Consider the following 13626-nt stretch of genomic DNA (forward strand, 5'->3'; position numbering starts at 1 on the left):
AAGCCGTCAAATGACGGCTTTAATCTAAGCCAGTTTTCTTAAAGTTAAAATTTGCTCAGCTCGTCCAAAAGGTCCGTTCAGATCATGAAGAATAGATGAAGTTAACCCGATACCGTCATCACCATATTGTTGCACTGTTTCCAGACCTAGCCACTTACCTATTGGCATACGATAGAGATGTATCTGTAAATCTAAATTTGGGAAAGTATAGTTAAATGGCCAACCTTGTCGTGTGACAATTCCATTCGCTGTATCGACCATTCCCATCAACTTCACAAAGTCTGAATGTATTTGTCCTTCAACCATGTCATAAGGATTGGTTAGCCATACAATTCCCTTGCCTGCCCGTCGATCTAAACGGCGTGCCTCAAGTGATTGAATATAGCCTCCAGGCCAGTTTCTAATTTCTTCCCATAAGATCCCCTCGTCAGGATCAGCAACTTTTTGATCTTCTAATCCTGCGACTGCCTGAGTATCACTCATCATCATTCGCCAAGTACGTGCCTGAATGCAGCTTTTACCATGTGCAGACATGGTCGACTCGATCAATTCAATGGTTTTTCCAGGTCGAATAATTCGAGTTTCAATTTGAAACTCCCCAGCGGGTATCAGGCCCAAAATATCTAAACTTATACGTCCAATCCGTAGGTCAGACCGAGCAGAAAAGTGATCCAACTCTGCACAAATAATCCCTGTTGCGGGCGCCATATGCTGTTCGTGCGCATTCCATGCACCTTGAGCATGTATAGTCGACTTATACTTAGCCAGTACTGATCCATCATCACACACTTTTCGTTCTAAAAGCTGATAATACGAACTCATCCAATTCTTCCCTGTTTTATGATTATGTGAAATATATTGGTTTATTTTTATACATAAAAAGTTGTATTTACAATGACAGTGACTGAACCCGAAAGTTCAGTGCAGACTGAATCCAATCATTTTGAGTAATCTCGCGCCCCAAATAAGGCCGTCCCTATGCGAACCATAGTCGATCCAGCGCTAATCGCATCTTGTAAATCATCCGACATTCCCATACTCAAGGTATCCCAATCAGAAGGATGTGCATGATGCTCTTTCATCTGATCAAAAAGTGTCTTGGCATCATAGAGTGCATCTACATTGCCAGGCGCTGGAATGACCATTAATCCTCGTAATCGAAGTCGAGGTAATATGCTCATTTGAGCAACCAGATCTTCGACCTCTGAAACTGCACAACCATCTTTGCTTTCTTGAGCATCAATATTCACTTGAAGACAAATATTGATAGGCTCCTGTTCGATTGTGCGTTGATTAGAGAGTCGCTCTGCGATAATAAAGCGATCAACCCCATGCACCCATGCAAATTGTTCAGCCAACTGTTTGGTTTTATTGCGTTGTACATGACCAATAAAATGCCATTCGATGTCTAAATCATTCAGCGCTTTGATTTTATCTAATGCTTCTTGCAGGTAATTCTCACCAAATGCTCGTTGACCAGTCTGATACATTTCTCTCAAAATATCCGCTGGATGCGTTTTGGAAACAGCAAGGAGTTTAACCTCGTTAGATTGTCGTTGAGCAACTTCACAGGCTTGTTCAATTTGTTGAATGACACTATTTCTCGCTTGCTCTAGACTCATCATGTATAGCTATCTCAGTTAATTTATCTTTTTTTACTTTCTTGCACGCTAACTGTTGGTTAAGCTGTAGGAAAGCCTTATTATTCTATCAAAATAATTACGATTTTAATGCGTTCGGGGAATTTATGGATATTACAGAATTACTGGCATTTTCAGTGAAAAACGGGGCGTCTGACTTGCACCTTTCTGCAGGAATGCCACCGATGATTCGTGTTGATGGTGAAGTTCGTCGTATTAACTTACCAGCCTTAGAACACAAAGAAGTACACCGCTTAATCTACGACATCATGAATGATAAACAACGTCGCGATTATGAAGAAAAATTAGAAACCGATTTCTCATTTGAAGTACCCGGTGTAGCACGCTTCCGTGTCAACGCATTCAACCAAAATCGTGGCGCTGGCGCGGTATTCCGTACCATTCCTTCTCAAGTGATTTCTATGGAAGACTTGGGCATGGGGCAAATTTTCAAAGACATTTGCGCCTATCCACGAGGAATTGTTTTGGTCACAGGACCAACGGGTTCAGGTAAATCGACTACGCTTGCGGCGATGATGGATTACATTAACGACAACCGGTACGACCATATTTTAACCGTCGAAGATCCAATTGAATTTGTGCACCAATCCAAAAAGTGTTTGATTAACCAGCGTGAAGTGCATCGTGACACACATGGTTTTAATGAAGCGCTACGCTCTGCACTGCGTGAAGATCCAGATATTATTCTCGTCGGTGAAATGCGTGACCTCGAAACCATTCGACTTGCACTCACTGCTGCGGAAACTGGTCACTTGGTGTTTGGAACACTTCATACCACATCTGCCGCAAAAACAATTGACCGTATTATCGACGTGTTTCCTGCCGATGAGAAAGACATGGTTCGTGCCATGCTTTCTGAATCGCTTCAAGCCGTCATCTCTCAAACACTTTTAAAGAAAACAGGTGGCGGTCGGGTAGCTGCTCACGAAATTATGATTGGAATTCCAGCGATTCGAAATCTCATCCGTGAGAACAAAGTTGCACAAATGTATTCTGCAATACAAACCGGTGCAAATTATGGCATGACCACTCTCGATCAAAGTCTCAAAAATCTTGTCGCGAAAGGCATTATTACCCCGCAAGTTGCACGTACTGCGGCTAAACAACCAGAATCATTTTTATAAAAAAGTGAACGTCATTTGATTTAGGGGAATCAAAATGGATTTTAATGACCTGCTCGACATGATGATTGCGCGCAAGGCTTCAGATTTATTTATCAGTGCAGATATTGAACCATCAATGAAAATTAATGGTGAAATTGTGCCTGTAGTTAAAACAAAGCTCACAGGTGAAATCATAGGTCAATTGATTCACTCGATTATGAGTGAAAGACAACGAATCGAATTTGCTGCAACACACGAATGTAATTTTGCTATTGCCAATCGCGATAAAACTGCACGTTTTCGTGTGAGTGCTTTTCAGCAACGTGATCAACCTGGCATGGTCTTACGTCGGATTGAAACTGTCATTCCAAGTATTGAAGAGCTGAAACTACCGCCCGTACTTAAAGATCTGGCAATGACTAAGCGCGGGATCATCTTATTTGTAGGTGCTACTGGTACAGGTAAATCAACTTCGCTGGCAGCAATGATCGGTCATCGTAATCAAAATTCTAAAGGTCATATCATTACCATTGAAGACCCAATCGAATTTATTCATCAACATCAGGGCTGTATTATTACTCAACGTGAAGTTGGCATTGATACAGACTCCTTTGAAATTGCACTGAAAAACACACTCCGTCAAGCACCTGATGTTATTCTTATTGGTGAGATCCGCTCTCGTGAAACCATGAACTATGCGATTAGTTTTGCTGAAACAGGTCATTTAGTATTTGCGACCTTACATGCCAATAATGCCAACCAAGCCTTAGATCGTATTATTCATTTCTTTGAGACGGATCGTCACAGCCAACTGTTTATGGACCTCTCACTGAATTTGAAGGCGATCATTGCACAACAGTTAATTGCGACTCCTGATAAAAAATCACGTCATCCTGCAATTGAAATCTTAATCAATTCTCCACTGATTTCAGACTTAGTGCGTAAAGGCGAAGTTCATGAAATTAAGGAAGTCATGAAGCGTTCCCGTGAAATTGGAATGCAGACGTTTGATCAAGCGCTATTTGACTTATATAAAGCTGAGAAAATCACTTATGACGAAGCATTGCGTCATGCTGACTCTGCCAACGATTTACGCTTACAAATCAAACTCTCTGAAGAAGATCCAAACTATCTGTTGAATTCTGGCCCCCGCCTCACTTTTGATGGTCAAGATGATTAATCAATAGTGAATAAAAAAGGAGCAATCATTGCTCCTTTTTTACTTTAATCAAGATTTATTTTTTACGGTATGCTTCTTGGCATTCAGGCGCATCGCAATAACCATATAAATTCAAAGAGTGACCTGTTAAAACAAAACCAAGTTGTTCAGCAACATTATGTTGTTCTTGTTCAATCAAATCATTGTGGAATTCAACTACTTTGTTGCAGTTCTGGCAGACCATATGATCGTGGTGATCATCTTGCATGATTTCGAATACAGAGTGATTATTCTCGAAATGATGACGTTGGATAATACCAGCAGCTTCAAATTGAGTTAACACACGATATACAGTTGCTAGACCGACATCTTCGCCTTGCTCAAGTAAGGTCTTATAGATATCTTCCGCGCTCAAATGATGCTGTCTTGAATTTTCTAGTAATTCCAAAATCTTGATTCGTGGAAGGGTAACTTTAAGTCCAGCTTTGCGTAAATCTTGATTTGAAATAGGCATATAAAAAGGTCTCTCAACAAATTTTAAGTTGGAATATGCAACAGAGTTGAGATGCAGTATGATCTATCCTTGGATCAATTGCATCATAATTAATTTGGGATAGTGTAGCAAAATGCAAAAAATCATGCTGACGTTATTCGTCGCTTCTTTACTGGGTGGTTGTTCTGTCTTTGGTGTATACAAAGTTGATATTCCTCAAGGAACACCATTAACCCAAGCGCAAGCTTCAAAAATTCAAGTCGGGATGACTTACCAACAAGTTCGTTTTTTACTTGGTAGCCCAACCATTTCAGATCCTTTGAATCCTTTACGTTGGGATTACATCTACAATTATACCCCAGGTACATATGCTAAAAAAGCAAATATTCCTGCAACTCAAGGTCAGCATCTAAAAGTATATTTCGATGGTTCTGGCGTCGTGAATAAAATCGAAGGTTTAGAAACTATCCCAGAAACTCAACCTGGTTTACCAGGTTCGAAAGATGCGATTTTGAACGCGCCACCACTATAAAGAATTAGACATAAAAGAAAACCCCTCAAAGAGGGGTTTTTCATATCATTTCAATTGTTTAAAGCGATTGCCACGACAATAGCGCCCAACTGGATTCGCTGCCGCTCGCTTACGGCGAATATCTTTTGGATTAATCGTTAATGCCCGATAGATTTCCACCCGATCACCTGCTTGCAGAACATGCGATTGATCTTGTACTTTCGTCCCAAAAATTCCAACAGCATACTCGTCTGGCAACTGCGTACACGACGCGATACCACTTTGTGTAATAGCATCCGCAACAGACATGCCTTCCACAAATTCAAGTTCAATGTGAAACTGCTGGTCTACAGCAGCATAAGCAACCCAAACTTTTGCATTTTGGATCATGGTAACAATTGACCTAAGTAAGAAATCATTGCAGCCACAATTGCTAAAGGTGTCACAATACGTACAGCCACACGCCAGATATTATAAAAAGCTTCATTACTAAAATTCAGCGCTTTACGTAAATGACTAATTTTCATGATCCAACCCACGAAAATTGCATAGATTAAACAAATGCTTAATCCCCAAAGCATTAAAATAGGAGTTAAAAATAGATCGGCTGCAGGGAATACCCAAATTAAAAGTGGTGCAAGCAATAAAAAATATTGCACCGCTTGTGCTAATCCACGATGTGCGAGTTGTTCCTTACCAAGTTGCAGGAGTAAAGCTACTGCAAATATTGTCGCGATTAAAACGATATATGCTGGAATTGCAGCACTAATTGCAAAATATCCAAATCCAGCCACAGCCACCAGTTGCGCTAGCCAAATCGGTAAAGTTTTTGGCGTTGCAGCATCTTGTTTCTCTTGATTGAGATTTGTCTGCCAATATAATCCAAGCCCGAGACCTGAAGCTACTAAAGCGAGAATAGTTGCATTGCCCCACTCTTTAAACTCAACAGGAGTCAGCTGCCAATCATTGACTTGGACACCAAAAACCTGAGCCGCGATTAAACTTGCAATCGTTGCAATCGCAGTAAGTACAACCAATACAGAACGTTGAAGAAATGATAAACCAAATGCAATGAATGCTGCGATACCCATCAAAATATTTGAACCAATACCAAAATCATTTTGTTGTGCTACAGCATTAGAAGTATTAAGTAATATACCGCCTGCTAAGAATGGAATAAAAATAACAGCAAGCCAACCAACCACTCTCCAACGTTGGTGCGCATCGGCTTCACGGGTCAATTTTGATAATGCGTTCAGCGCTGATGTTTGAGCTCGTTTCGCCAATCCAATTTCTAAATAAATAATTGGCAACGCTAAAAACAACATCGTTGCAAACCAAAGCAACCAAAAATCGAGTTGTCGATCAATTTGCAAGCCTAAGCTTGGTGCCAGACCCACAATAATGATAAATGATAAACAAAATGCCATCAGCGGCGATAACCATCGTGACATAGCGGTGTCCTGCATGAGGTATTCCATTAAAAAGTTTTACGCTATTTTGCCTAGCTCAATCATTAAAATCAAAGTCTGGCGTTAAAAAAGTAAGTGTAGATCTTAGCCACTTCAAATTAAATTTTTAATATTGATCCGCGCGAGTAACACGCTTCAAGCTTGGGTCACGGGCTTCTCTGACCAATCGCTCAACGTGAGTTATGGTACGTAATGTTGGCTTACCATCCTGAAATAAAATCATTTCGCCGGGCGTATATGCAAACCAAGCTTCATTATCTGTTAATGGTTCTGTCGTAATTACAGCCACACGATCTTCAGGTGTCGTGACCTGACTAAAATCGACTTCAACATCAATATCAATTAATCGTGCAGGTTGAAATGGATATTCGCGAACAATCCAGTGTAATTTTGTGGTCGCATAACTATACAAAGCCTGTCCATTTGATAAACAAAAATTGAATGTCCCATGCTCTGCTATTGTTGGTGAAATTTCTTCTAATGCATGAAATACATCGTGGACACTTGGCTCTACATAACCAAACTTTTGTACGAGATGTTCTAATAAATAGCAAAATGCAAGCTCACTATCTGTATTACCTACTGGTGTGAACTGTCCCGACAACCTTGGATGAAAATTATGCAGATCGCCATTATGCGCGAAAATCCATTGTCTCCCCCACAATTCACGAATAAACGGATGAGAATTTTCTAAAGTAATTTTTCCCTGTGTTGCTTTACGAATATGGGCAATGACATTACGCGATTTAATCGGATAATTACGAACGAATTCTGCAATTGGAGACTCGACTGCAGATTGGTTATCAACAAATAAGCGGCATGCCTTATCCTCAAAGAAAGCGATGCCAAAACCATCTGAGTGATCTGACGTTATTCCAGCGCGCTGAGAAAAACCACGAAAAGAAAACGTAATATCCGTAGGGGTGGCACAATTCATTCCAAGTAGTTGGCACATAATCTTTCATTTTGCTTTAGTTATCAGTTTTATTGTGCATCAGCCTTATAGATGTTGCAAATATGAATATGGCAATTGAATATGTTTTATGCTGGATATATGGGACATAAAACGATTATTCTTATCAAACAAAAAAAGCCACCGAAGTGACTTTTTATGATGTGATTATGAATTAGTGCGCCGACTTAGAACGATTGGTAATCAATGTTCCAACACCGTGATCCGTAAAAATTTCCAACAAAGTCGCATGTGGAACACGACCATCCACAATATGCGCGCTCACTACACCACCTTTCACCGCATCAAGCGCACATCCCACTTTCGGAATCATACCGCCGTAGATCACACCTGTATCGATCAAGCGATCGACTTCTTGTGTTGTTAGTCCAGTGAGTAGGTTTTTATTCTCATCCAATACACCACTGATATTCGTAAGAAGAATTAACTTTTCTGCACCCAAAGCTTCAGCAACTTTACCAGCAACTAAATCTGCATTGATATTGTAAGTATTACCTTCCTCATCAACACCAAGTGGAGCAATCACTGGAATAAAATCACTTTGAGTGAACATTTCCAGAACGTCAGTTTTTACACCGACCACTTCACCCACTAACCCAAGATCAATTTGTTGAACAGATCCATCCTCTTGGGTTTTTTCCATCAACAACTTTTGAGCACGAATTAAGTTACCGTCTTTACCCGTTAATCCAATTGCACGACCACCATGTTGATTGATCAAATTCACAATAGACTTATTTACACTTCCGCCCAACACCATTTCTACAACTTCCATAGTTGCAGGATCAGTTACACGCATTCCATCAATACGGTCTGATTCACGCCCAAGTTGTTTCAAAAATGAATCGACTTGAGGACCACCACCATGAACCACAATCGGATTAAGACCAACTGTTTTCAATAGCACGATATCACGGGCAAACGAACTTTCTAATGCAGGATCAGTCATTGCATTGCCGCCATATTTCACTACAAGTGTTTTACCTGTAAATCTTTGGATGTATGGCAAAGCTTCTGTCAAAATTTGAGCTTTGTCGATGCCAGTTTGTTGGTGTGGCATTCGCCTCTCCTTCATTCCTACATTAGTGTGCATTCAAAATACTTTGAGCAAGCACAGGATATTTTTCATTTAAAATTTTTACAAAATGCTGGCGAATTTCATAAAGTTTCGATGGGCTATCTGCATCAAACCGTACCGTGAAGTATTCACCAGTATTTGATGCTCGCATAATGCCAAATCCGTAGTCAAAATCAAGGCGAATACCATCGATTTTACTCATTTTAGCCCCAGTACTTTTACAATTCTGCTCTATCAAGGCTAGGACGTCTTGCGGATTTGCATCTTGCGTTTCAATATAGGTATCTTCAGTACCAAAGCGATCTGGGAATTGAGCGAGATATTCAGATAGCGTGATATTAAGTTGACTCAATGCCTCCATGACCCGTAATGCTGCATAGATACCATCATCGTAACCAAAACCACGACCATCATTGAAGACATAATGACCCGCATATTCTCCCCCAAAAACAGCTCGACCTTTGGATTGGGAAATATAACGGCGCATGAAACTGCTGCCAGTACGAATCATTTTTGCGATGCCTTGTAATTGTTCAATGGTTTTTGACACCATCGTTGAACATTTTACGTCATAAACAATTTCATGATGCGGATGCTGAGTTAAACACAATGATGCGAATAATGCTAACAAGCGATCAGCAGACACAATGTGAGCATTCTCATCCAAAATGACGGCACGATCACCATCACCATCAAGAGCAATCCCCAAATCCGCCTGATGCAACAAAATTTTTTCTTTTAGCTGCGTCAAATGCTTCGCTTGTGAAGGGTCTGGAGGATGATCAGGAAACTCTCCATTTTCACGACAACGTATTGAAATGACTTCACATCCCATTTTTTGTAGTACTAAATTAGCACAACGCCCAGCGGCACCATGCATACCATCTAATACAACCTTGAGTGGACGCTTTAATTGAATATCCTTGAGCAAAGCATGCTGATAAGCCAAGCAATACTCTGATTTAATCTGATGTGTCAGTTGAGGTGGCGTTGGAAAGTGATCATGTTGAAAATAGAAACCTTCTGCATACTCCCCAACATTTTGAATCATGTCTGGACAAGGTGGTTCGTATTCAATAATCCATTTAATCCCATTATCATGTTTAGGGTTATGACTCGCGGTCACCATGATGCCATTGCCATTTTTATGTCGAGCAGCAAAATACATTTGTGGGGTTGAACAACATCCAATGTTCTCGACATTCATCCCTTGGTTTTTGAAGACTGATTCAATAATCCAAGCAAAAGTAGGCCCAGTCAATCGAGCATCGTAACCTAGCACAATACTTTTCTGGCCACGTGATTGATACTGAGCAGCAAGCCCATGCGCAATCGCATAAATTGTTCTTGTATCCAATTGACTGACTTTTCCGCGAATATCATAAGCGCGGAAAATTTGTCTTGGAAAAATAAGTGGTTGGGTATTCATTCTTAATTAACACCGTTGACTGCTGAGTCAGAACAGCGTGATGAGAGTTGATCCAAATAAATTTTGAATATATTGAGTAATAAAAAATATCGTTATTCTTTATATAACGTGTACCAATTTCAATTTATATAATCTTTGTTAATATTTTGCAACATATAAATAAAAGCCTGATTTTACAGGCTTTTATCCAAAATACTATTGTTTTCCAGTGTGTCCGAATCCACCAGCTCCTCGCTCACTTGCCTTGAATTCGTCAACTAAATCAAATTCAGCTTGTAAAACAGGAACCAATACGTATTGAGCCAATCGCTCACCCGGCTCTAATGTAAATGCATTTTGACTGCGGTTCCAAACTGAAACCATTAATTCACCTTGATAATCTGAATCAATTAGACCGACGAGATTTCCTAATACAATCCCGTGTTTATGACCTAAGCCAGAACGAGGCAAAATCAAACCCGCATAACTTGGGTCTTCGATATAAATTGCCATACCTGTTTTAACTAAAACAGTCTGACCAGGCTCAATAGTGATCGCTTCATCTACACATGCACGTAAATCTAAACCTGCCGATCCTGTTGTTGCATAAGTAGGTAATGGCCATTCTTGACCAAGTCGTTGGTCGAGTACTTTCACTTGAACTTTCATATTCAATCCTGTTTTAAAATGTAATTAACGTTTGAGTAAAGCTTTCAGATTTTGCAGATAATGCTGTGCCTGTAATTTTGGATCGATATTTTCAGCCAATTTCTTTTTTCGACCTAGCCAATCGACTTCATCTTGTGGCAATTCATCCAAGAAGCGACTTGGTGTCATTTGTTTCATCTGACCGCCATTTTTACGCTGTTCTGCAAGCGTCAAAGTCAGACCTTGTTTGGCACGGGTAATACCAACGTACATCAGTCGACGTTCTTCTTCGATGGTATCAGCCACAATTGAATTCTTGTGCGGAAGCAACTCTTCCTCAAGCCCCATAATATAAACAAATGGGAATTCCAGGCCTTTAGAAGCATGCAAAGTCAGTAAGTTTACTTTATCGATATCTTCATCTTCTTGCTGTTGCTCCAACATATCCAGCAACACCATCTTACGAATGACACTTTCGATATTTTTTTCATCGACATCTTCAGCACGATTGATCAAACTTTGAATACTGCTATAAAGCACTTCAATATTGTCAATTTTAGTTTTTTCTTGTGCTGGCGTCGCTGCCGTTTCTTTGATGTAGTCGATATATCCTGCCTCAACCATCATTTGGCGGACTTTAGGCACAGGTTCATCATCATCTAACAGTTCACGCGTAAAACCTTCGATAAAATCAGCAAACTCAGCCAATTGAGATGTCGCCTTCTTCGGTAATACCATACTTAAGCGCTGATCATTCGCGGCACCTAGTAAAGAAAGATTATTCTCTTGCGCAAATAAACCTAGTTTTTCTAAAGTCACAGGTCCTATGGCACGTTTAGGTGTGTTAATAATGCGTAAGAAAGCACTGTCATCTTCAGGGTTAATAATGAGACGTAGATAGCTCATAATATCCTTGATTTCAGCACGACCAAAGAACGACTGACCACCAGAAAGTTTGTAAGGAATCTGCATCTGACGAAGTTGTGTTTCTAAAACACGTGCTTGGAAGTTTCCACGGTATAACACTGCGTAATCTTTCCAATTTTTGCCATTCATCAATTTATGAGTCAGCAAATCTTTAACAACACGTTCCGCTTCATCATCATCATTACGACAAGTAATAATACGGATCACCTCACCATGTCCTTTATCACTCCACAATTTTTTATCAAAAATATGTGGGTTATTCTCAATCACATGGTTTGCAGCTTTTAAAATTCGACTGGTTGAACGATAGTTTTGCTCAAGCTTAATGACTTTTAAATTGGGGAAATCTTCCTTCAATAATGCCATATTTTCTGGCTTTGCCCCCCGCCAAGCATAAATTGATTGGTCATCATCCCCTACAGCCGTAAATTGTCCCATGACACCAACAAGCAGTTTGACCAAGATATATTGGGCGGTATTGGTATCTTGATATTCATCAACCAATAAATAACGTACACGGTTTTGCCATTTATCACGGACTTCAGCATTTTCTTGAAGAAGGCGTGTCGGCATTACGATTAAATCGTCAAAATCGACCGCATTATAGGCACGTAAATTACGTTCATAGAGTTGATAGAGATGCGCAAATTGGACATCTTCAGCCGTTTCACAAGTCGTATGTGCTTGCTCCGGCAAAATTAGATCGTTTTTCCAATCAGAGATCATCTTCATCGCTTTTGCGATCAGCTCTTTACTTTCTGCACCAGACAAATTATCTCGGTGCATTAAATCCATTAAAATACGCTTACAGTCATCAGCATCTAAAATGGAAAAGTTTGCTTTAAGTGGCGTATGTTTTAATTCTAGTCTTAATAAATTCAAACCAAAGGTGTGAAAGGTAGAAACAGATAAACCCTTTCCATCCTCTTTACCAAGCAATTTACCGACACGCTCTTTCATCTCTCGTGCAGCTTTGTTGGTAAAAGTCATCGCAGTAATACGATGTGCTGGTATACCGCATTTTTTGACTAAATATGCAATTTTCTGTGTGATTACAGAGGTCTTACCTGAGCCTGCCCCAGCAAGTACTAACAAGGGTCCTTGAGTGTATTTCATGGCTTCAAGTTGCTTGTCGTTCAAATGACTGGCTGATGACATATTCTTTCCTCTTTTCCTTCAGCGCTCGATTATAGTCATCTGCTTCGAATATGACTAACGTTAAATTTAATGAAGGTATATTTGAATAAATTTCAGACATAAAAAAACCACCCGAAGGTGGCTTTTTTAAGATCATGTATTATTGAACTGCGTAAACAGCAATCTCTACACGACGGTTTTGTTCTTTACCTGCTGCAGTTGTGTTATCAGCAATTGGGTTTGAAGAACCTAAACCTTGAGCATTAATACGTGCTGTAGAAACACCCTTAGATGCTAAATAGCTAGCAACAGATTGAGCACGTGCTTGTGACAATGGGATGTTAATCGCATCATTACCTGAACTATCAGTATAACCAGTTACAAGGATACCGCTCTTGTTGTCTTCAGTTAAAACTTGTGCAACACGGTTTAAAGTGTCATAGAAGTTTGGCTTGATATTTGATTTATTTGTATCAAACGTAATAGCACCTGGCATTACTAAGTTAATAGAGCCATCTGGATTACGGTTTACATCAATACCTGTACCAGCAGTTGCTTGGCGTAATTTTTTCTCTTTATTGTCGAGATATACACCTGCAGCACCACCTAATACAGCACCAATCGCTGCTGCACGGTTATTTTGACGGCTAGTGTTCGCATTACCTTTAGAAACACCGTAACCAGCTGCTGCACCAATTAAAGCACCCAATGCAGTTTTGTCATACTCGACGCCACCAATATTGTTACCAGTTGTTTGACAACCAGAAAGTACCATTGCCCCAACCACTGCAGCTGAAATAGCTAATGCACGCATGGGATGACTCCTTTTATATGTTTTTGTATGTGATGAATAATGATTTGTTAGAAACAATTTAACCATTACTATTTTGTTAATAATAAACAGTTTATTAACAATATGTAATCTTTTGTAGCATCTTTCGTTAATGCTTCATCATATTTTATACATAGTTAAGAAAACGGGCTTTGTGATTTGAGCGACTCGATTTATAGTGTTTTAAAAATTTCAATCACATGCAATCACTTTTTAGGACTGTG

The 13626-nt window shown here is 39.8% G+C and carries 14 protein-coding genes; 3 read left to right on the forward strand and 11 right to left on the reverse strand.

All coding sequences use genetic code 11. The annotated features are described in order from the left end of the window. Positions 1-24 precede the first annotated feature (24 nt). Positions 25-822 carry a thioesterase family protein gene (locus AC1M9K_RS12925; RefSeq protein ID WP_180028750.1) on the reverse strand — a complete coding sequence of 266 codons (798 nt, stop codon included), beginning with the start codon at positions 820-822 and terminating at the stop codon, positions 25-27. A gap of 116 nt (positions 823-938) precedes the next feature. Then, a complete protein-coding gene (locus AC1M9K_RS12930) occupies positions 939-1625 on the reverse strand; it encodes a YggS family pyridoxal phosphate-dependent enzyme (protein WP_481589484.1) in 687 nt (228 codons plus the stop codon). Between the two features lie 122 nt (positions 1626-1747). Between AC1M9K_RS12930 and AC1M9K_RS12935 the strand changes: the two genes are divergently transcribed. After that, positions 1748-2785, forward strand: a complete 1038-nt coding sequence (locus AC1M9K_RS12935) for a type IV pilus twitching motility protein PilT (protein ID WP_092768204.1) — start codon at positions 1748-1750, stop codon at positions 2783-2785. A gap of 34 nt (positions 2786-2819) precedes the next feature. After that, positions 2820-3944, forward strand: coding sequence for a PilT/PilU family type 4a pilus ATPase (locus AC1M9K_RS12940; protein ID WP_180000250.1), 1125 nt, complete (start codon positions 2820-2822; stop codon positions 3942-3944). A gap of 55 nt (positions 3945-3999) precedes the next feature. Here AC1M9K_RS12940 and fur read toward each other — a convergent pair whose 3' ends face one another. Further along, positions 4000-4437 (reverse strand): ferric iron uptake transcriptional regulator, encoded by a 438-nt coding sequence (fur, locus tag AC1M9K_RS12945; protein ID WP_035267453.1) that lies wholly within the window; start codon positions 4435-4437, stop codon positions 4000-4002. A gap of 112 nt (positions 4438-4549) precedes the next feature. On the opposite strand from fur, the gene AC1M9K_RS12950 reads away from it, so the two are divergent. After that, entirely contained in the window at positions 4550-4948 is a 399-nt protein-coding gene (locus AC1M9K_RS12950) for an outer membrane protein assembly factor BamE (protein WP_092768200.1), read from the forward strand. A gap of 45 nt (positions 4949-4993) precedes the next feature. On the opposite strand, the gene AC1M9K_RS12955 is transcribed toward AC1M9K_RS12950, so the two are convergent. The 8 genes from AC1M9K_RS12955 to AC1M9K_RS12990 all read right to left on the reverse strand — a co-directional run bounded on the left by AC1M9K_RS12955 (position 4994) and on the right by AC1M9K_RS12990 (position 13384). After that, positions 4994-5317, reverse strand: coding sequence for an RnfH family protein (locus tag AC1M9K_RS12955; protein ID WP_092768198.1), 324 nt, complete (start codon positions 5315-5317; stop codon positions 4994-4996). Next, on the reverse strand, positions 5314-6396 hold the full coding sequence (locus tag AC1M9K_RS12960) for a hypothetical protein (RefSeq protein ID WP_481587876.1): 1083 nt from the start codon (positions 6394-6396) through the stop codon (positions 5314-5316). The genes AC1M9K_RS12955 and AC1M9K_RS12960 overlap by 4 nt, the downstream gene beginning before the upstream one ends. A 109-nt stretch (positions 6397-6505) precedes the next feature. After that, complete coding sequence (locus AC1M9K_RS12965) at positions 6506-7354, reverse strand: class II glutamine amidotransferase (protein ID WP_035267429.1); 849 nt, start codon at positions 7352-7354, stop codon at positions 6506-6508. A gap of 172 nt (positions 7355-7526) precedes the next feature. After that, positions 7527-8432 (reverse strand): acetylglutamate kinase, encoded by a 906-nt coding sequence (gene argB, locus AC1M9K_RS12970; RefSeq protein WP_035267425.1) that lies wholly within the window; start codon positions 8430-8432, stop codon positions 7527-7529. A 22-nt stretch (positions 8433-8454) separates the two neighbouring features. Then, on the reverse strand, positions 8455-9879 hold the full coding sequence (locus tag AC1M9K_RS12975; protein WP_481589485.1) for a phosphomannomutase/phosphoglucomutase: 1425 nt from the start codon (positions 9877-9879) through the stop codon (positions 8455-8457). Positions 9880-10074: 195 nt separating this feature from the next. Next, positions 10075-10527, reverse strand: coding sequence for a dUTP diphosphatase (gene dut, locus AC1M9K_RS12980; protein WP_035267418.1), 453 nt, complete (start codon positions 10525-10527; stop codon positions 10075-10077). Positions 10528-10551: 24 nt separating this feature from the next. Next, positions 10552-12591 carry a UvrD-helicase domain-containing protein gene (locus AC1M9K_RS12985; RefSeq protein WP_035267404.1) on the reverse strand — a complete coding sequence of 680 codons (2040 nt, stop codon included), beginning with the start codon at positions 12589-12591 and terminating at the stop codon, positions 10552-10554. 139 nt (positions 12592-12730) lie between these two features. Continuing rightward, a complete protein-coding gene (locus tag AC1M9K_RS12990) occupies positions 12731-13384 on the reverse strand; it encodes a YiaD family glycine zipper/OmpA-like lipoprotein (RefSeq protein WP_092768184.1) in 654 nt (217 codons plus the stop codon). Positions 13385-13626 lie beyond the last annotated feature (242 nt).

This window comes from Acinetobacter sp. 24-47-67 (assembly GCF_056779735.1).